At 56.9% G+C, this 19,531-nt stretch carries 17 protein-coding genes and 1 tRNA gene; 12 read left to right on the top strand and 6 right to left on the bottom strand.

Translation table 11 applies throughout. The features are described from left to right. Nucleotides 1-3 precede the first annotated feature (3 nt). Nucleotides 4-1,092, bottom strand: coding sequence for a peptide chain release factor 1 (prfA, locus tag R3F50_12320; protein MEZ5491086.1), 1,089 nt, complete (start codon nucleotides 1,090-1,092; stop codon nucleotides 4-6). Nucleotides 1,093-1,095: 3 nt separating this feature from the next. Further along, complete coding sequence (gene hemA, locus R3F50_12315) at nucleotides 1,096-2,433, bottom strand: glutamyl-tRNA reductase (protein MEZ5491085.1); 1,338 nt, start codon at nucleotides 2,431-2,433, stop codon at nucleotides 1,096-1,098. Between the two features lie 466 nt (nucleotides 2,434-2,899). Between hemA and R3F50_12310 the strand changes: the two genes are divergently transcribed. The 9 genes from R3F50_12310 (at nucleotide 2,900) to R3F50_12270 (ending at nucleotide 11,447) form a co-directional block, all read left to right on the top strand. Beyond that, complete coding sequence (locus tag R3F50_12310) at nucleotides 2,900-4,657, top strand: tetratricopeptide repeat protein (GenBank protein MEZ5491084.1); 1,758 nt, start codon at nucleotides 2,900-2,902, stop codon at nucleotides 4,655-4,657. A gap of 9 nt (nucleotides 4,658-4,666) precedes the next feature. Further along, nucleotides 4,667-5,278, top strand: coding sequence for a lipoprotein insertase outer membrane protein LolB (lolB, locus tag R3F50_12305; protein MEZ5491083.1), 612 nt, complete (start codon nucleotides 4,667-4,669; stop codon nucleotides 5,276-5,278). Nucleotides 5,279-5,329: 51 nt separating this feature from the next. Beyond that, nucleotides 5,330-6,178: a 4-(cytidine 5'-diphospho)-2-C-methyl-D-erythritol kinase gene (gene ispE / locus R3F50_12300; GenBank protein MEZ5491082.1), complete on the top strand. Its 849-nt coding sequence runs from the start codon at nucleotides 5,330-5,332 to the stop codon at nucleotides 6,176-6,178. Nucleotides 6,179-6,216: 38 nt separating this feature from the next. Then, nucleotides 6,217-6,291, top strand: a tRNA-Gln gene (locus tag R3F50_12295). Nucleotides 6,292-6,445: 154 nt separating this feature from the next. Further along, the gene (locus tag R3F50_12290) at nucleotides 6,446-7,393 is read left to right on the top strand and encodes a ribose-phosphate pyrophosphokinase (protein MEZ5491081.1); all 948 of its coding nucleotides are present in this window, start codon (nucleotides 6,446-6,448) and stop codon (nucleotides 7,391-7,393) included. Between the two features lie 140 nt (nucleotides 7,394-7,533). Further along, on the top strand, nucleotides 7,534-8,202 hold the full coding sequence (locus R3F50_12285; protein MEZ5491080.1) for a 50S ribosomal protein L25/general stress protein Ctc: 669 nt from the start codon (nucleotides 7,534-7,536) through the stop codon (nucleotides 8,200-8,202). A 38-nt stretch (nucleotides 8,203-8,240) separates the two neighbouring features. Further along, entirely contained in the window at nucleotides 8,241-8,828 is a 588-nt protein-coding gene (gene pth / locus R3F50_12280) for an aminoacyl-tRNA hydrolase (protein MEZ5491079.1), read from the top strand. Between the two features lie 42 nt (nucleotides 8,829-8,870). Continuing rightward, nucleotides 8,871-9,962, top strand: coding sequence for a redox-regulated ATPase YchF (gene ychF / locus R3F50_12275; GenBank protein ID MEZ5491078.1), 1,092 nt, complete (start codon nucleotides 8,871-8,873; stop codon nucleotides 9,960-9,962). A gap of 210 nt (nucleotides 9,963-10,172) precedes the next feature. Next, on the top strand, nucleotides 10,173-11,447 hold the full coding sequence (locus tag R3F50_12270) for an integrase arm-type DNA-binding domain-containing protein (protein MEZ5491077.1): 1,275 nt from the start codon (nucleotides 10,173-10,175) through the stop codon (nucleotides 11,445-11,447). A gap of 3 nt (nucleotides 11,448-11,450) precedes the next feature. Here R3F50_12270 and mobH read toward each other — a convergent pair whose 3' ends face one another. Further along, on the bottom strand, nucleotides 11,451-13,247 hold the full coding sequence (gene mobH, locus R3F50_12265; protein ID MEZ5491076.1) for a MobH family relaxase: 1,797 nt from the start codon (nucleotides 13,245-13,247) through the stop codon (nucleotides 11,451-11,453). 336 nt (nucleotides 13,248-13,583) lie between these two features. Between mobH and R3F50_12260 the strand changes: the two genes are divergently transcribed. Genes R3F50_12260 through R3F50_12250 form a run of 3 tightly spaced genes read left to right on the top strand, consistent with a single transcriptional unit; the run spans nucleotide 13,584 to nucleotide 14,745 of the window. After that, nucleotides 13,584-13,901 carry a type II toxin-antitoxin system PrlF family antitoxin gene (locus tag R3F50_12260; GenBank protein ID MEZ5491075.1) on the top strand — a complete coding sequence of 106 codons (318 nt, stop codon included), beginning with the start codon at nucleotides 13,584-13,586 and terminating at the stop codon, nucleotides 13,899-13,901. Beyond that, nucleotides 13,901-14,365: a type II toxin-antitoxin system YhaV family toxin gene (locus R3F50_12255; protein MEZ5491074.1), complete on the top strand. Its 465-nt coding sequence runs from the start codon at nucleotides 13,901-13,903 to the stop codon at nucleotides 14,363-14,365. Before R3F50_12260 ends, R3F50_12255 begins: the two co-directional genes overlap by 1 nt. A 20-nt stretch (nucleotides 14,366-14,385) precedes the next feature. Next, nucleotides 14,386-14,745 (top strand): DUF3742 family protein, encoded by a 360-nt coding sequence (locus R3F50_12250; GenBank protein MEZ5491073.1) that lies wholly within the window; start codon nucleotides 14,386-14,388, stop codon nucleotides 14,743-14,745. A gap of 100 nt (nucleotides 14,746-14,845) precedes the next feature. On the opposite strand, the gene R3F50_12245 is transcribed toward R3F50_12250, so the two are convergent. The 3 genes from R3F50_12245 to R3F50_12235 are packed head-to-tail and all read right to left on the bottom strand — an operon-like array spanning nucleotide 14,846 to nucleotide 19,527. Further along, nucleotides 14,846-15,079 (bottom strand): DUF2188 domain-containing protein, encoded by a 234-nt coding sequence (locus tag R3F50_12245; GenBank protein ID MEZ5491072.1) that lies wholly within the window; start codon nucleotides 15,077-15,079, stop codon nucleotides 14,846-14,848. A 13-nt stretch (nucleotides 15,080-15,092) separates the two neighbouring features. Next, nucleotides 15,093-16,244, bottom strand: coding sequence for a hypothetical protein (locus R3F50_12240; protein ID MEZ5491071.1), 1,152 nt, complete (start codon nucleotides 16,242-16,244; stop codon nucleotides 15,093-15,095). Between the two features lie 7 nt (nucleotides 16,245-16,251). Beyond that, nucleotides 16,252-19,527: an AAA family ATPase gene (locus R3F50_12235; GenBank protein ID MEZ5491070.1), complete on the bottom strand. Its 3,276-nt coding sequence runs from the start codon at nucleotides 19,525-19,527 to the stop codon at nucleotides 16,252-16,254. Between the last annotated feature and the right edge of the window lie 4 nt (nucleotides 19,528-19,531).

Raw genomic sequence — 19,531 nt, 5'->3', positions numbered from 1 at the left:
GGATCAGCCTTCCGCGGCAAGGCTCGCCAGCTGATCCGCCTGAAATTCATTGATGAGGGGCTGAATCACAGCGCCAAGATCGCCTTCCATTACCTCGGGTAAATTATACAGGGTCAACTTGATACGATGATCAGTGACCCTGCCTTGAGGGTAGTTATAGGTACGGATCTTTTCCGAACGGTCACCACTGCCTACCAGCTGGCGTCGGGTGTCGGATTCTTCCTGAGCCTGCGCCCGCTGCGCCTCGTCAAGCAGCTTGGCCTGCAACAGCGACATGGCACGGGCCCGGTTCTTGTGCTGGGAGCGCTCATCCTGGCACTCCACCACGATGCCGCTGGGCAGGTGGGTGATGCGGATCGCCGAATCGGTTTTGTTGACGTGTTGCCCTCCCGCGCCACTGGCCCGGAAGGTATCGACGCGCAGATCGTTCTTGCTGATGTCTATTTCGTTCACGTCGTCCAGCTCCGGCATGATCGCTACCGTGCAGGCGGACGTGTGGATCCGCCCCTGGGTTTCCGTTTCCGGTACCCGCTGTACGCGATGAGCGCCGGATTCGAATTTGAGTTTCTCATAGACATCCTTGCCCTCGATGCGCAGGATGATTTCCTTGTATCCCCCATGCTCACCCGGTCGCTGGGAGATAATCTCGGTTTTCCAACCGTTGTTCTCCGCGTAGCGGGAGTACATACGGAACAGATCCCCGGAGAAGATGGCAGCCTCGTCACCGCCAGTGCCGGCCCGGATTTCCAGGAACACGTTACAGCTGTCTTTGGCGTCTTTGGGCAGCAGCAGTTTCTGCAGGTCCAGTTCCAGCGTCTCTAGCTCGGTTTCCAGCCCGCCGATTTCCTCCTCGGCCATGGCTCGGATGTCGGCGTCGCCATCCCTGAGCAGTTCCCGGGCCTCGGCAAGACTCGAGCCGGTAGCCTGGAAACGTTGATAGCTTTTCACTACCGGTTCCAGCTCGGCGTACTCCTTGGAGAGTTCACGAAACCGACCCTGGTCGGTTATGACCTCGGCGTCACTGAGCAGTGCTTCCAGCTCATCGAACCGGTCGTTAAGTGCATCCAGCTTGTTGTGTATGGTGTCCTTCATAGCTTATGACCTGTCAGCTTCCTGATCATCCAGATCGTAGAGTTCTCGTACCAGCATCAGCAGCTCGTCCCGACCTTCTGCACTGGCATGCTTCATCTTAACGGTAGGGGCATGAATCAATTTATTGGTAATGCCCCGAGACAGGAGTTCCAGCACCTTTTCAGCGGAATCCCCCTTCTCCAGTGCCCGTAACGCCTTGTTCAGCTCTGCGCTTCGTATCCGGTCCGCTCTGCTGCGGAATGTCTTGAGCGTGGAAACAGCCCCCAGCGACCTCACCTGGCGCTGATAATCACTAACCCCACGTTCAATTATCAGCTCCGCTTCGTTCGCCGCCTCGGTTCGACTTCGCACGCTGTCATCGATCACACCGCGGATATCGTCGATGGTATAAAGATAGGCATCGGGCACTTCACCGACTTCGGGCTCGATATCCCTCGGCACCGCCAGATCCACCAGCAGCATAGGCCGGTGACGGCGCTGCCGGAAGGCTTTCTCCACCGCACCCTTGCCCAGCAGCGGCAACTGGCTGTTGGTCGACGAGACCACAATGTCTGCATTGACCAGCTGCTCCGGGATATCCGACAGCAGTACACCATGACCGGCAAAGCGGCTGCCCAGTTCCACCGCCCGCTCCAGGGTCCGGTTGGCAACCACGATCCGGGTCAGGCCTTTTTCCTGCAGATGGCGGGCGACCAGCTCCATGGTGCGGCCGGCACCAATCAGCAACGCACTCAAACTGGGGAGATTGGAAAAAATGCGCTCCGCGAGAGTAACCGCGGAGTAAGCCACAGATACCGGGTTTTCGCCAATGGCGGTGTCGGTCCTGACCTCCTTAGCGACGGAAAACGCGTCCTGGAACGCCCTGCCCAGATTAACGCCGACGATATCGAGCTCCCGTGACACAGCATAGGCGGATTTGATCTGCCCCAGGATCTGGGGTTCTCCCAGCACCATGGAATCGAGGCCACTGCAGACCTTCATCAAGTGCCGCACCACCTGTTCCTGCCAGTAGAAATAACTGCAATTTCGGATCTCGCCCGCTTCCAGCTGGTGAAAGTGACCCAGCCACTGGGTAACCTGCTGCTGAATTGCCTCGAGGTCGGTATCCCTGGTCAGTTCCTCGCTGCTGCGCAGATCCGGTGCGCCGGGGTCACCAACAAGGTCCACTGCCAGGTAAAGCTCGGTGCGATTGCAGGTGGAGACAATAACCACCTCTTCCACGCCCTCAAGCTTCCGGAGCTGATCGATGGCCCGCGCCACGATTTCCGGCGGAAACGCGACCTTCTCACGCAAATCGATTGTCGCGGTGTTGTGATTGATACCTGCCAGAACCAGCGCCATGAATTTTCCGGGAAAGTCTGCCTGTGTCTGAACCGGGGCCCTGTTGCGGCCGTATCTACTAGTGAAATCAGCCCACGGCCGGATCGGTCTTCTCCTCAAGCGAGAAGTCCCGGCAGAAGACTGGTACGCAAACAGCAATTGCTGACTGATTATAGTGGTCACCGACCCGTTGGACGAGACCACTTTCAGAGGCTTCTATAACCGGCCTCAGCTGCACAACGTGCCGGATGTAAAAGTCCGGGACAATGCCCAGGGCAGGCCTTCGGTCAGCCAAAGCAACCCTGTGCGAAAAAGGACGCTATGTTACACATGAGAGGCTCTCCAAGTCCATCTGGAACGGTTCGGGAATCGCCCTGGAGTCCGGCTTTCCGGGTCCGGGGGCCCAGCGGGCGGCCCCCTCAAAGGGCGTGTTGCAGATCTTTCAACCTGATACAATCCTGACACCTGAGTAGCTAAGAACCAGACGATGCCTAAATTAAAGTTGCCATTACACCCAGCCAGGGCCTCCCTGTTGGCCTTCGCCCTGTTCCTGGTCGGCTGTGCCAGTGTTAATCCAGGCGCCACGCCACCGGAAACTGCCGCCACTGCCCCGGCAGTCAACGCAACCGCATCCGAACCGGAACCCGAGATTGAGTATGGCGCCTTCACCGAGGAACAGCTGTATCAGACTATCGTCAGCGAACTGAGCGGCCAGCAGGGTGACCTGGAACAGGCCAGTGACAACTACTATCGGCTGGCCTTTGAAACCCGGGATATCGCTATAGTAAGGCGCGCCAGCCAGTTCGCCTCCGTCACCGGCGACATTAACGCCCTGGTCCAGCTTGGTCTGTTGTGGGCGGAGCTGGAACCTGACAATATCGACCCTCACCTGATGCTGAGCTTCCAGCTGCTGGACGCCGGGCGCTTTGAGGACGCGGTCAACCACATGGCCGACGTGATCGATCTCGGCGGTGAAATGGATTTCGCAACTCTGTCAGCACGCAGCCAGCGACTGCCCACCAGTCGCAGAACCCGCCTGATTGAAAACCTGCGGCAGTTACACGGACTGTATCCGGAACAGCAGTCCATTCAGTACACCATTGTGGAATTGTTGAGTCAGAATCAACAACCGGAAGAAGCGCTGGTGGAGTTACAGATCTTGCGCCAGAACTACGGCGAGAGTCCGCGCGCCCTGCTGACCGAGGCACGACTGCTGCAAGGCCTTGAACAGGCTGATCGGGCCCTGCGCGTGCTGCGCAACGGCGTGCGGGAATTTCCGGAGGAAAAACCCCTGCGCTTCAACTATGCCCGCCTGTTGATCCAGGAGGAAGAATTTGACGACGCGCTCGAACAATTCGAAATAATCCTGGAACAGGACCCAGAAGACTACGAAGTGGTTTATTCCGCCGCCCTGCTGGACATGGAACTGGAAGACTATGATCAGGCCCTGGCCCGCCTCGCCGACCTGGTCGAAGCTGATCACCGGGTAAGCGACAGCCATTTCTACATGGGCTATATCCATGAGCTGCAGGAACAGCCTGAACAGGCCATACCCCATTACCGGGCGGTGGAAGTCGGGGCTGCCAATTTCGTCGCCGCTCAGCAGCAGGCCACCCGCTTCGCCATGGAGCTGGGCCGTTTCGACGAAGCCCATGACTGGCTGGTGGAATTGTCCCGCGGCCAGCCGCGCCTGGAGATTGTGTTCACCAATATAGAGGCCAACCTGCTGATGCAGCTGGAGGAGACGGAGCGCGCCGAGGCCGTACTCACCGACATGCTGCAACGTTACCCTAACGATACCGACCTGCTGTTTACCCGGGTGCTGTTGCACGACAGCCGGGGCGACATGGAAAGCTCAGAACGGGATCTGCGACGCATCATTCGCCTGCAGCCTGACGATTTTCGGGCTCTAAACCACCTGGGCTACATGCTGGCCGACCGTACTGCGCGCTTTCAGGAGGCCCTGGAGCTGTTGGAACAGGCTATTGCTCTGGCCCCCGACGACCCGGCCGTGATCGACAGTCTGGCCTGGGCCCAATACAAACTGGGGCGGTACGAGGACGCGCTGCAAAACCTGCGGCGTGCCTTTGCCGCGTTTCCGGACCACGAGGTGGCTTCGCACCTGGGCGAGGTGCTGTGGGTGATGGGTCGCGAACAGGAAGCACTGCAGGTATGGGAAGATGCCCTGGAGGAAACCCCAGACAGCCCCATTATCAATGAAGCCATGGAACGCCTGGTCCAGTGACGGTGGACCGTGAATAGCTCTGTTTCCGTCAGAACGCCGGCAGTGCTGCTGATGACCGGCCTGATATTGGCAGCCTGCCAGAGCGCGCCGCCGCTGGAGGAAACCACCGCCTGGCAGACCCGCCAGCAAAGCCTGCTGGCGCTGGATCATTGGCAGATGCAGGGGCGGGTCAATGCCCGTTACCAGGACGAATCCCATACCCCGAGAATCCGCTGGCAACAGCAGGACGGACACTACACGATCAGGCTGTGGGGTGCACTCAACGCCGGAGCGACCCGCATTGAGGGACAGCCTGGCTATGTCACCTTCGAACAGGGTGGGGAGATCCGCTCCGCCAGCAGTCCGGAAGCGCTCATTCTGGAACACCTGGGTTATGAGCTGCCCGTTTCCCAGTTAGAGTATTGGATCAAGGGGCTGCCGACTCCCGATGAGCAGCACCAGTTGGAGCTTGGCGAATTCAACGAAGTCGTTCACCTGCAGCAGTCCGGCTGGACTCTGCACTACGAGGACTATCGTCTGTTTGGCGACTACAGCCTGCCCCGCCGTATCGAAATGAGTCGCGCAGAAAACAATATCAGCCTGACTTTCGTGGGCCTCAACTGGAACTTCGAGGGCTTCTGAGCGGAGGATATGTGATCCTGCCAGTTCTTCAACAACGTGTCTGCATCGATCATGAGCACCAGCGAGCTAATCTGCCAAGCACCCGCCAAACTGAACCTGTTTCTGCATATCACCGGGCAGCGGGCTGACGGCTACCATAACCTGCAGACGGTTTTTCAGCTGATCGACCTTTGCGATACCTTGACATTCAATACGGCAGGGCTGCCTGCCGGCCTGCTGTCGCTGGCTTGCGACGACCCGGCAGTGCCACTGGATGACAATCTGATTCTGCAGGCTGCAGAAAAACTGCGGGACAGTGTGTCAAAGCCCGGCCTGGCTGCGGAAATCAGCCTGCGCAAGCGTATTCCCATGGGAGGAGGCCTGGGGGGAGGCAGTTCCGACGCAGCGACCACCCTGCTGGCTCTGAATACGCTCTGGCAACTGGGTCTTAGCCTCGAGGAACTGATGGCGATCGGGCTCGAACTTGGCGCCGATGTGCCGGTATTTATCCTGGGCCGCTGCGCCTGGGCCAGCGGTGTCGGCGAACAACTGAAGCCTCTGGATCTGCCGCCGCGCCACTATATTGTTGTGTGGCCCGGCATAGCCGTGTCGACAGGCCACATATTTTCTCATCAACAATTGACACGGGACTCCTCAGCCATCAAAATTGCCGACTTTCTCGCGGGCAGGTCCCGAAATGACTGCGAAAACGTGGTCCGAAACCTGTATCCGCAGGTCGACGAAGCACTGAACTGGCTGAGCCAGTTTGGAGACGCCAGGCTGACTGGCACCGGCTCCTGCGTTTTTGCCGGTTTTGACAGCCTCGATACCGCGCAGAAAATTCTGGTCCAGGTACCGGACCGGATGCAGGGATTTCTGGCCAGCGGGCTGAACCGCTCGCCAGCACTCTCGAGGGTATGAAACAAGGGAAAAATTCGAGTAAAATAGCAGGTCCCTACTGGGGTGTCGCCAAGTGGTAAGGCACAAGGTTTTGATCCTTGCATGCGTTGGTTCGAATCCAGCCACCCCAGCCAATTTCCTGACAGATGGTGAAATAGCAAATTAGCGAAAGCGAATTAGTAAACTAGCGAAAGAAAGATAGATAACCAGCTAACTGACAAACCAGAATCCGACCAGAAGCAACAAACCAACAGCACAAAATCCCCTGCCCGATAGGAATAAAGAGTGGTGAGTAATTTGATGGTGTTTGCCGGGAATGCCAATCCGGCGCTGGCACACAATATTGCCAGACACATTGGTGTCCCGCTGGGCAATGCCAGCATCACCAATTTCAGCGACGGCGAAATATCAGTTGAGCTCAATGAGAATGTGCGGGGCAAGGATGTATTCATCATCCAGCCTACCTGTGCACCTGCCAATGACAGCATCATGGAGTTGATGCTCACCGCCGACGCCCTGCACCGGGCTTCCGCCAACCGCATCACTGCGGTGATTCCCTACTTCGGCTACGCCAGGCAGGATCGCCGGGTTCGCTCGGCGCGGGTCGCCATCAGCGCGAAAGTGGTAGCAGACATGATCAGCACCGTGGGAATTAACCGTGTCTTGACGGTTGACCTGCATGCCGAGCAGATCCAGGGATTTTTCAGCATCCCGGTGGATAACGTGTACGGCTCCCCGGTATTGACCGATGATATTGAGCGACAGCGCTACGATAACCTGCTGGTCGTTTCGCCGGACATCGGCGGCGTGGTCCGGGCACGGGCTGTCGCCAAGCAACTGAATGTGGATCTGGCAATTATCGACAAACGTCGCCCCCAGGCCAACGAAGCGCAGGTGATGCACATTATCGGTGACGTGAAAGACCGCTGCTGCCTGATAGTGGACGACATCGTCGATACCGCCGGCACGCTCTGCAAGGCAGCCGATGCCCTGAAAGAGCACGGTGCCGCCCAGGTCGTCGCCTATTGCACTCATCCGGTACTGTCGGGTGCGGCCATTGAGAATATTGAAAATTCCAGCATGGATTCGCTGGTGGTTACTGACACCATTCCTCTCAGTCAGGCCGGTGTCAAATGCCGAAAGATCCGCCAGTTGAGCATGGCCAAATTACTGGCCGAATCGATTCGCCGGGTCAGCAACGAAGAATCTATCAGCGCGATGTTCGACAATACCTGAGCGGTCGACAGCGCACTGAATAGTGGGACAGACCGATTCTTCGGATCGGCCTGTTTTTTTTACCTTGAAAATTAACTTATCAATCCATCAGTGTAACCACTGGCTGGTCGCGAGCCGGTTACACGCTAACGGAGGACACTATGTCTGACGCCTTTGAACTTGAAGCTAAAGTTCGGACTGACCTGGGGAAAGGTGCGAGCCGCCGCCTGCGTCGTCTGAACAAAGAAATCCCCGCCATTGTCTATGGCGGCAATCAGGACCCCCTGTCGATCACTCTGTCTCATGATGCAATCAGTCATGCGGTGGAGAACGAGGCGTTCTTCTCCCACATCATCACCCTCAAGGTAGGTAAAGACTCCGAACAGGTGATCATCAAGGCCCTGCAGCGCCATCCGGCCAAGCCTTTCATCATGCATGCCGACTTCCTGCGCGTCCGCGCCGATGAAGAGATCACCGTGAATGTACCGATTCACTTTCTCAATGAAGAGAAGTGTAAGGGTCACAAGTTGGAAAATGGTGTTATCAACAAGATCATCACTGAAACCGAAGTCTCCTGTCTGCCAGGCAAGCTGCCGGAATACCTGGAAGTGGACCTGCTGGAACTGGGCGTCGGTGATGCCCTGCACCTGTCCGACATCCCGATGCCTGAAGGCGTTACCAGCGTAGCTCTCGCTCACGGTGGTGAACATGCCGATGAAGTGATTGTGAATATCATGGCACCGATGGCTGCAGAGAAGGAAGCATCCGACGAGGATGCCGAAGCGCCTGAAGCGCCAGCTGCTGGCAAGGGCGAAAACGAGTCTGACTAGGACCGGGTCGGCCCTGCCTGGCCCTGCGGGAAACTCCAATGCAAGGCAACCCCATCGAACTGATTGTGGGCCTGGGAAATCCAGGCTCGCAATACCAGTCCAATCGGCATAATGCCGGAGCGCTCTTCCTCGACGAGCTATGCCGGCACTATCACGGGCAGTTACGACATGAATCCAAATTCGCCGGTGCGTTCGGCAACGTAACGATTGATGGCCGGGACGTTAAACTTCTCATTCCAGCCACCTTCATGAATCATTCCGGACGATCCGTCGCGGCGGTCTGCCGATTCTTCAAGATCGAGCCACAGCACCTGCTGGTGGCCTACGATGAGATTGATTTCGACGTTGGTGTAACCCGGTTCAAGGAAGGTGGCGGTCATGGTGGCCACAACGGGATCCGGGATATCATCAACGCGCTGGGTGGGAACAATGAGTTCTACCGGTTGCGCATCGGCGTAGGACATCCAGGACATAAATCGATGGTTGCCAACTATGTGCTTTCCGACCCTTCGAAATCCGAGGCGGAAATAATCATGGCGGACATTGATGCGGCGATCCGGGTGATGCCCCAGGCCGTGACAGGCAGGTGGGAAGAAGCCATGCGCCTGCTGCATACCCAAAACTGACCGACTCCCCGGCCCCGGACTCTTTATAAACGGATCTGAATTATGAGCGTTAAATGTGGCATCGTCGGATTGCCTAATGTTGGCAAATCCACCCTCTTCAATGCCCTGACCAAAGCAGGTATCGCCGCCGAGAATTTCCCATTCTGCACCATTGAACCCAACTCCGGCGTGGTGCCGGTGCCTGACGAACGGCTCGATAAATTATCGGCAATCGTCGAGCCGCAGCGGGTTGTGCCAACCACGGTGGAATTCACCGATATCGCCGGCCTGGTAGCCGGCGCGTCGAAAGGCGAAGGGCTGGGCAACCAGTTCCTGGCCAACATCCGGGAAACCGACGCGATTGCCCACGTGGTACGCTGCTTCGAAGATGAGAACGTCACCCACGTGGCCAACCAGATTAACCCTGCTTCGGATATAGAAACCATCAACACCGAGCTGGCACTTGCCGACCTTGAGAGTATCGAGAAGGGTCTGAACCGGGTATCCCGTGTCGCAAAGAGCGGCGACAAGGATGCGCTGCGCGTGACACAACTGCTGGAACGGGTGAAATTGCACCTGGACGAAGCGAAGCCGGTACGCACAATGGCACTCGGCAAGGAAGACCTGGCGGCGCTGTACGAGTTTCACCTGCTGACTGTCAAACCGGTACTCTATATTGCCAACGTGGACGAGAACGGCTTTGAGAACAACCCTCACCTGGACAAGGTAAGGGATATCGCCCTCACTGAAGGCGCTCAACTGGTCGCTATCTGCAATAAGCTGGAAGCGGAAATTGCCGAACTGGACGATGAGGAAAAAACCGAGTTCCTGCAGGACCTGGGCATGGAAGAACCAGGGCTGGATCGGGTGATACGCGCCGCCTACCAGTTGCTGGGCCTGCAGACATTTTTCACCGCCGGCGAAAAAGAAGTGCGCGCGTGGACCGTCAAGGTGGGCGCGACGGCTCCCAAAGCCGCCGCCGTGATCCACACTGACTTTGAAAAAGGCTTTATCCGTGCCGAGGTAATAGGCTACCAGGACTTTATCGACAATAACGGCGAGACGGGCGCCCGGGACGCCGGTAAGTGGCGACTGGAAGGCAAGGAATACATCGTTCAGGACGGCGACGTCATCCACTTCCGCTTCAATGTCTGATCATTTCTCCTATACCTCAGTAGACGTTAGTAGCCGCCCATAGACTAAGCATATAACGTAAAATCAACAGCTTACATTGAAAAAGCCTGGGTCTTCTGAGCCGCCGACGTCTACTGTTGGATTTTGCATTCCAGGATTTTTGGGGGTACAGTTGGGGGTACTGCTCAAAAATTTTGGGGGTACCGCCCCCCCCCCATCCTGGAGGTGCCAATGCCAAAGGATCTACTTACCGAACTCAAAGTCAGGGCGGCGAAGCCGGAATCACGCTCGTATAAGCTCAGTGATGGCGGCGGCCTGTTCCTCTTGGTCAAACCAAATGGCAGCAAGCTCTGGCGCTGGAAGTACCGCATTGATGGCAAGGAGAATCTTTACGCTATCGGCCCCTACCCTGATGTAGGCCTATCAGATGCCCGAACGGAGCGGGACTCGGCACGGCAGCTCGTCAAGCAAGGCATTCACCCATCGCACGACCGCCAAGAGATAAAGCGGCGCAATATCGAGACACTCGAAGAACGCAAGCGAGCCATGGAAAGCTCTTTTGCCAAAGTCTCGGCTGCTTATCTGGCTGAGGTGAAAGCGAGCTACAAGCCAGGCTCGTACCGCGCCAAGGAAAGCCGTATCCGGAAATACCTCGCACCGAAGCTGGCCGAGATTCCAATCAGTGAGATCGGAGTCAAAGAGATACGTCCCGTCCTGGAGGCCTGCAAAGCCCACGGTGCCTGGGCCGGGATTCATGTGAAGGGCGACCTGAACGCAATTTTTGAGTATGCAATCGTACGGGGCTTGGCCGACGCCAACCCGATACCAACGCTGCGCGGACTGCTCAAGATACCTCCCAGCCAAAGCAAGGCCGTCTTGACCGCCGAGCAGACCCGCGCCTTCTATCGAGAGCTTCGGGCTTACCGTGGCTACCCAGAAACTGCCCTGTGTCTGCGACTCATTGCACTAACTGCCTGCCGACCCGGCGAAGCAGCCGATGCAGAGTGGAACGAGTTTGATTTTGAGGAACAAGTATGGCGCCGACCGGGGGAGAAGATGAAAGCCGGACGCGACCACGTCTGCCCTCTTTCTGATCAGGCAATCCAGGTGATCGAAGACCTTCGGCCAATTACCGAAGGTGGACGCTATCTGTTTCCTCACCGTAGCGGCAAGGGGTTCACGACGCCCAACAGATTGTCGTATGCCATGCGTGACATGAATCTGGGGCCGAGAACAACACCCCACTGTTGGCGAACCACTTTTTCCACTTGGGCCAACGAGCAGGGTTTCCGTCCCGATGCCATTGAGCGCCAGCTAGCCCACGTCGAAAGCAACAAGGTGCGCGCAACTTACAATAAGGCAATCCTGCTCTCCCAGCGCCGTGAAATGATGCAGGCATGGGCTGATTATCTTTCGGCAGCAGAAGAGGCGGCTGTAAATACATCTGAGTCAGCTTCCAAGCCGACATCCAAGAAGATTGGTGCTCGTGCTCGCAGAGCGGGCTAAGCTTTATGTAGCACCACTGTTGGACTGAGCTTCGCCAACCGAAAGCGTCAAATACGGATTATTTAGAATTGGTTCGTTGAACAACACCGAGCCATCTGCCAACAAGTAGCCATGCAACCGCCGCGACTTGCGTGGCCCGGTGACTTCGCAAGTCCAGATGTTCAGCCCATTGTCTTGCTTGCGGTGCAGTCCCAACTTTTCGAACTTCTTCTGAGCCCACTGCCAGTCTGAGAGCTTCTCTGTCTTGGCAAGCTTCGCTATCTGGGGATGCTCCTGGGCATAACGCTGGAACACCCCCGGGCTGACGAGATACACGGTACCGTCTACGGTGTGTACCAGCGCCTTGGCGTCGTTGATGATGAGTTTTCGAGCCTGGATGCGCTGACGCAGCCATTCCATGAAGTGTTCGCCGGAAGGTGAGGCATTTCTCCGCTCTGGCTCCTCATCCGGCACTGGAGCGACGACTTCTTCTTTTGGAGGTTGCGGCGGGTCGGCTGTTGTAGGTGCCGAGGAGTCATCCAGTAGGTTGAGCAGCGCGTTTACGCCATCGTCTGCCATAACTGATTCTGTCGGCCCAGACTGATCCAGATCGGCGTCGGGCACATGATGGCCGGCATTCCCTTCGCTGGGTGCAGGCGTATCCTCTTCCCCTTGATCGACGTCAACGTTCCCCGTGAATGCAGGCGGTCGGTCGGCTGCTTCCCAAATTGCAGCCGGTGATAGCTTCAGGAACGTGAAACTGTGCGACCAGCCCCCATCGCTGGTCACGGTCGCCTTCCAGATCGCTTTGTCGTCCGGTGTGGGCTGTGCGATGCCGTGGTCCTGCATGATATTGAACAGAGCAGTGTTGTTGGAGGGTATGCCTTCAATGCCCTGGGACAGCAGATAGGCGCGCAGCTTGTCGGAAACGGTCTTGCTCACCAGCCACAAGGCATCCTGAGTCAGCCAGCCATCGGAGGCCTGGGGCTGGTTAAGTTTGAACTCTTCCCTGAGCAGATAGCGCAGGCCATCCAGCAGTTTCCGCTGCAGGGTATGTTTGGGCGCGGCGATCGCCTTGCCAGGGTCGCCACCGAGTTCCTGGGCAACCGAGGCCTGGTCAGCCTGTATTACCAGCTCGCCGAGGGTGCCGGCATGCTCATATTGCCCGGCCAGGACATACAGCAAGGCAGCCCACAGATCGGGATACTGGCTGAGCCAGTCAAGGATTTCACGATCGAGGAGCCGGGTGTACAGGAGTCCAGTAGCGGCACTGTGCAGGCGGTACTCCCTGTCCTTGCGATAACGAAACCGGTATGGCCGCTGCAATGAACCGTGCCAGGGGTGCCAGAGGGAGCCATCGGTATGCTCCACATGCAGGTCGACGGCGATTTTGCCAATGTCGTGCAGCAGCGCCGCATAGGCGGTGGCCGCGGTCCAGGCCTCCGCCTGGGCGGCCTGGGTCTCCGGGGTGGTACCGGCGGGCAGCAGGTAGGACTGTCGCAACTTGAGCGCATAGGCGACGATTTCCAGGCTGTGGTCGAGCATTCCGCCAGGATAGGCGTGGTGATGCCCCTCAGAGGCCGGGAATTGTTGGACCAGTTCCGCGTAGCGTTCCAGGGGTGCCAGGTACAGAGTGTTGAATTGACGACGAGATAGTGACGTCCGCTGCCAGATGTGTTCCAGCAGTTTCCGCCGGCGAGGCGTTGCCAGCAGAGACGCGGCCGACTCAGGTCGCGTCAGCCCTTTGGGCATCTCCGAGACGGGGGCTTGTGGTTCGCCGGCGGTCAGGCGGACGCTTTTACGTTGGAACAGGGAAAACATCTGAAACCCCGAACAGTGTGACCGGGCTGGGGCCTTTTGGCCTTTTCGGGTAGAGCCTTTCCCCTTCCTACCATTCCCTTGCCCCTTCCCAGCCCTTTGGCCCTTAATGAGCCCTAGGGTATAAGTTAGCCCATGGTATCCAGCCACAATAAATAGGATTCGTGCGGTTCCGTATTGTTTGCGGAAGGCTGGCTGTACCTTGTCTACCATCGGTGCTTTCAGCAACAACAGGAGAGGGACATGCGACCGCAAAATACACCGGGGGAAGCCAGGATTGACAAGGTAAGGAATAATCCTTACCCTATAGGCATGAGTATCACCGACAGGAGCCCGACCATGCCTGGCATCAATGAACAAGCTACCCTGACTTCCAAAGGGCAGATCACCTTGCCCAAGACAATTCGACAAGCCCTGGGTGTGACCACCGGGGGCAAGGTGTCCTTTGAACTGCGCGGCGGCGAAGTGATCGTCACCCGTGCCGACGCCAAACATGAAGACCCGGCCATCGGTGCCTTCCTGGGATTGCTGGAGCAGGACATCCGCCAGGGTAAGCACGTTGGCAACCTGCCGGACGATCTTGCCCAGGCCATGCTGGCGAATCTGGAACACTCGGTGGATATCAATGAGGACATCGAAGGCGAAGTAGCCCTTTGATGCAGCGCCATGGATGGATACTGTTGTTCCATGACTGCATCGTGGAGCAATTGCAGAAGCTGCACGCAGCCGCCGAGCGTGCACAGCGGAGTGACCCGAAAGGCTACGAGAGTAACGCCAACGTCAAATTGTTCAGGGCGCTGACGCAGTTGATCCTGGAGATCGTGCCCAGTGATCCAGGGCGAGATGAATACCGGCAGGGCAACACGCTAGGGCCAGAGCACCGGCACTGGCGGCGAGCTAAGATCGGAAGGCGCTTCCGGCTGTTCTTCCGCTACGACTCCAGGTCGAAGACCATCGTGTTTGCCTGGGTCAACGATGATCAGACATTACGGTCATCCGGCAGCAAGTCCGACCCCTACGCGGTGTTCGAAAAGATGCTCAAGCGAGGCAACCCACCGGATGACTGGGAAAGTCTCGTGACAGCAAGCCGATCCGACTGGTCGAAGAAGGAGAAGCGATAATCCTCCAAGAGGAAAAAGCGATGAAGGCGACACCGACGATCACGAAAACCGAGCGCGCCGGCCGATGGCTGGGCCTTGCGTGGCGCAGTCTCACGCGACAGGAATCGCGAGCTATTCAATGGCTGGCGAAGAAGGGGCTACCGGAAGAACTGGGGAAGGTGTTGTTCTGGAGCGTAAAGCTCGTCGTGCTCGGAGTATTGCTGTACATGGCATTCTGGCTGGCCTTGCTTATGGCGTTTCTACTGGTAGCGGCTTGGCTCGTCCAGCAGACCGATATGGGCGAAGAGAAACAGCCAGAACTCAGAGACGGCCATTCAGGTGCCGGTCTGTACGACAAAGATGACTGGCGGATCGATATGGGTGATCCCAATGATACTTGAGAAGCATGCACGCTCAAATAATCATACAAGGCCGAGGTTCAATTCAACTAACAACTAATACCCCCACACCAGAGGCCAGTCCCTGCCATGATTGCTTGCGTCAGCCCTTGGGTGGATACGGATCGTTTCCGTGGCTGTCCTTGTTCTGGATCTTCCCGTCCTTGCCGTGGATGTAGAACTCGGTACCCTGATTCTGGCTGATCTTGCGCCCGGCATCGACGGCATCTTGCTTCTTGTCGAAGTGGCCGCTGCTACGGGTCGCGCCGTCCTTCTTGACGTCCCATCCGCCATTGGCGCTGGGGACTACATGGTGTGATCCGGATTTTTTTGGCATGGTCGCCTCCTGTTTACTTGTGAAAATTTCCAGCCGAAATTTGGAGTATATACATCAGCCACGAATCGGTCTTGAGGAGAATGGCCCTGAGCTGCTCGTCGGTCAAATCAGTCTCCAACTCGTGAACCCGGTTGAACAGCTCGATCAGTTTCACCAGTGCCCGGGTGTCGTGCATCAAGAAGTCGGTCAGCGGATCGTTGTTCAGCTCCCGGCAGACATAAAGTACCCTGGCTCGACGGGTTGGCTTGCCTTCATGTAGCAGGTCCTTCTGATTGAGTACCCCCGGAATCCATGCGGCGACGAGATCGTCGGGTGCCAATCGCCTGAGTAGATGGTTCCACAGCTCTCTGAGCGAGCTCAGAATATGCCTTGCCCGGTCGGCATTTTTATCATGCAAGGCATCCCGAGCGCCGATGTACGGCCGTGCAAGCCCTGGATCTACCTGCTGCAAGAGGGCAATGCAGCCCGATGTTTCCAGCTCCGCTTCGGCGACAAGCTGAATTTCCGTTTCGACTTCTTCCTCATCCCGTTCATCCCAGGGACGAAGGGTCTCGAGCGCGAAGCTGGTGGTGTAGATTTCACGGGTGGCCCCAGGCAAAACGAAGGCAGGCAGGCGCGTGATGTCCGAGATCTCCCGCAACGACTCTGCCAAACTCCCGTACGAGGAGGCCACATGGGCTATTGAGCTCTCCAACCCTGCAATGACAGGCATCTCGATTTGAAAGCGATTCCTTATTACCTCGAAGTCGACTCCTGCCATAAGCCGTTCTGTAGCTGTAAGTTGCAGGGATGTATCACACAGGGCCAGCTTGGCGGATGCTTGCAGCTGTGAAATGTGTGAGAAGTCATGTTGGACGAAATCAAGACGCTCAAGCCAGGATTGATGAGCTGCAAGGCTATCGGCAATACGACTTGCCGCAGTGGTCTGCTCTATTAACTCCTGCCAATGTTGATTGGCGCTGATGATCTCCTGCATCCGGGCCGCTGCTCCAGACATTTCTAGAACGCGACTGACCTCCAAATGCTGACGACGGATAGGTTCCAGCGTGCGCTCCATTTGCTCTATCACACCGAGGTAGGACGGTCTGGCGAGTCGGTTGATGGCCTCCATATCCTGATGGAGCTTGGCGAGAGCGGTTTTGGCTGTTTTGAAATCGTCTGACATTCTCAAGTTAACCTGCTTCTACGGCCGGTTCTGCAGCGCTCAACCTGCCGCATCCAGGCCCGGATATCTGACTTCTGCCTCCAGTTTGAGGCGTCACCTGGATCTGCGTACTGATTCGCTCCTTCAGGGCTGGTACGTGCGATATTACGCCAATTAGCTTGCCGTCCTGCTGCAGACCCGCGAGGGTTTCCAGGGCGGTGTCGAGGGCTTCCTCGTCCAGCGTGCCGAAGCCTTCATCCAGGAACAGTGAATCCACCCGGACATTCTTGCTAGCCATGTGGGACAACCCCAGCGCCAGCGACAGACTGACGATAAAGCTCTCGCCGCCGGAAAGATTCTTCGTGGACCGAATCTCGCCCGCCTGGTAGTCGTCAACCACATTGAGTTCCAGGGGCTGATCGTCATCACGGGTCAGCAAGTAGCGGTCGGTCATTTTCTGCAGTTGCCGGTTGGCGTGACCAATCATCATTTCGAAGGTCAGCCCCTGGGCAAAATTGCGGTACTTCTTACCGTCTGCAGAGCCGATCAATTCGTGCAGACTTTCCCACCTTCGGCATTCTTTTTTCTGGACCTCGATAGCCGTTTGCTTCTCCTTTATCCGCTCTTTGGCGGCCGTATTTTCGCTCAGCTTGTGCTTGAGACCGGCAATGATGTCCCGCAGCTCTTTCAGGGCTTCCTCGTGCTCCTTGAATTGGGGTTCGAGTTCTTCCAGAGGTTTGTCGGTGACCTTGCGGGCCATTTCCGTGGCCAAGCGCGTTTCGCGATCCTTTTGCCTGGCCTTCAGGTCTGTTTGACGCTCATCCAGTTCCTTGGCCTTGGCCGTCAGCTCGCTCCTCCGTTCAGAGGGCAGTCTGGCCGCCAGGAACCGTTCTTCATTTGGAAGGCCCACGGGCGCAAGTGCTGCGGCGAATTCAGTTTCCAGACCTCTCAGTTCCGGCTCTCGTAGGTCGATGCGTTTCTTCAGAGATTCGACATGGACCTTCGCGGTATTCCATTTTTGTTGGAGTTCATTGTTCCGTTCTCTGGCCTGCTTTTCGGCCCCTTCGGCGTCAGATACCGCCTTGTTTAAGTGGCGCTCCTCCTCGTCGGGATTCTTGTCGCCGTACAGTGTATTTCGCTCATCACTTCCGGTGGCGAGTTCCTTTTTCAAGGTCTCCAGGCGCTCCCGCTTTTCAGCCAAGGCGGTGCTTTGGGTTTCGATAACCGCATCCAGTCGCTTCACCTCGCTATCGATGTCGGCAATCTGTTTCTCGATGTCCGCCTTTTTCTTGACCTGGGCTTGCCATGATTTCAGCCGTACTCTGAGGGTTTCGATCAGTGATGAAATGTCCGTTTCAGGGATGTCCACGATACCAAACGGCAGGAGCTTGGTAGTAACGGCCTGACGGCGTTCGGCAAAATCAGCCTGGAATTTTTCCAAGCTGTCCTTCACCTCGCCAAGGGCTTTCTCGACAGCCGTCTTGTCATGAGCCGCTGCCGACTCCAGCTTTTCAGCCTCCGTCAGGTTTTTACGGGCCAAGCTTTCTGCTGCTTCGAGTTTCTTGATGGCGGCTTCCTGATCCTCGGCTTCGCTAATCAGCCTAGTCAGGGCGTCGATCTTCTGTTCGGTTTCATCGGGGACAGGGACATTCCCTTCCGCGAAGGGGTGTTCGGTTGCGCCGCAGAGTGGACAAGGCTTGCCGTCTTCCAGTTTTACCCGGTGATCTTCAAGCTCCGCAATTTTCGACAGGAAGGCCATTTCACGCAGCAGGGTTTCCTTCTCGGTGCGGTATTCTCGCAATAAGCGGTCTCCCAGCAACTGGCTCAATGCATCATTGCCCTGCTGAATCTGTTTTGAGGTTTCCTCCAGCCCCTGCTTCCGAATGCCGGATTGTTTCTGACAGCCGTCGAGTGACTTTGTCGCCTGTTCCAGAGCCGTCGTGGCCGTTTCTTGCTCAGCCTCTTTTTGAACGATTTCTTTTTGCTTAGAGAGCAGGCCGCCGAACTGTTCTTCAACGCCAGCCAGACCGCTGATTAACCATTCATCCTGTGCATGCTCCTTGAGGTAACCGTCAACAAGTTCCAGCGCCTTATGAGCCTTGGAACGTTTTTCCTGCTCCTCGATCCGGGCTTTTTTGTCTGCATCAATCTTTGCCGCATCCTTCTTACAGCCCTCATCACCTTCCGAAACAGCTTTTTTCTGATCGGCAAGTTTCTGATCAAGGGCGCGAACCTTCTGCAATGTAGGCGCGGCCGCTTTCAGCTCTTCTTTGGCCCGAGTGGTTTGTTGCTCAGCCGATTTCAGTGCCTCGGCCTGGTCCTTGGCGGAGGATTCCAATCCAGGAAGAGCCTCTTCTTCAGCTTTCAATGCTGCTCTGTCATCCGCCTGTTGTTTACGGGTGGCTGTGAGCGTTGCGTATGCTCCATCCAGTGAGGCGGCACTCAAAGCCTGGTTGAGCTTTTCATGATCCGGTTTGAAAGCCTCGATATCGCTTTGCAGCTTGTTCGCCTCATCGGCTAGGTTGACGATTTCCTTCTTCAGACCATCAATGGTGGTGAGCCAGGCAATGGCCTTCCCGGTGTCGGCGGTTTTGGCAGCAAGATCGGTCTCTTCTTTCTGTTTTGTCTCGAGGGCCTGCCCAATCTCTTGTTCTTGCTCCGGCTCAAGAATCACGATTCCTGCCGTTTCGGCCTGGAGCAGGTTCAGTTTTTCCCGCTCTTCGCGCTGGCGCTCATGGACACGGATGGATATCTGGCTGTAGATCTCTGTGCCCGTTATCTGCTCCAGGATCGGAGCCCGTTTATCCGCCTCAGCCTTGAGAAACGTATCGAAACCACCTTGGGCAAGCAGCATAGACCGGGTGAAACGGTCAAAATCCATGCCGGTAGCCGACTCGATCTGGTCGGCTACCCCTCTGATCTTGGATTCGAAGATCTCGCCGGAATCGGCATTGGCAATTTCGTGTTTCGGGGCCTGGAGCTCGCCATCCGGTTTTTTGCGAGCCCGGTGCTGGCTCCAGTGACAGCGGTAGCGACCGGCCTGGGTTTCGAAGGTCGCCTCGGCAAAGCACTCACCGGTCTGGCGGGACATGATTTCGTTTCCGCTCTTGGTGACCTTGTTCAGGCGAGGCGTCCGTCCGTAAAGGGCGAGACAAATGGCATCGAGGATCGTGGTCTTCCCCGCGCCGGTGGGGCCGGTGATTGCAAAAATGCCGTCAGAGGCGAAGGCCGGGTGCGTCAGGTCGATTTCCCATTCGCCGACCAGTGAGTTCAGATTCTTGAAGCGTACCTGCAGTATTCTCATGGAC

This window comes from Gammaproteobacteria bacterium (genome assembly GCA_041395725.1).
In the GTDB taxonomy this organism is placed as follows: Bacteria; Pseudomonadota; Gammaproteobacteria; order Pseudomonadales; family Pseudohongiellaceae; genus NORP240.
Note: the sequence above shows the minus strand (reverse complement) of the source record. Positions and strands in the feature narration are given on the sequence as shown.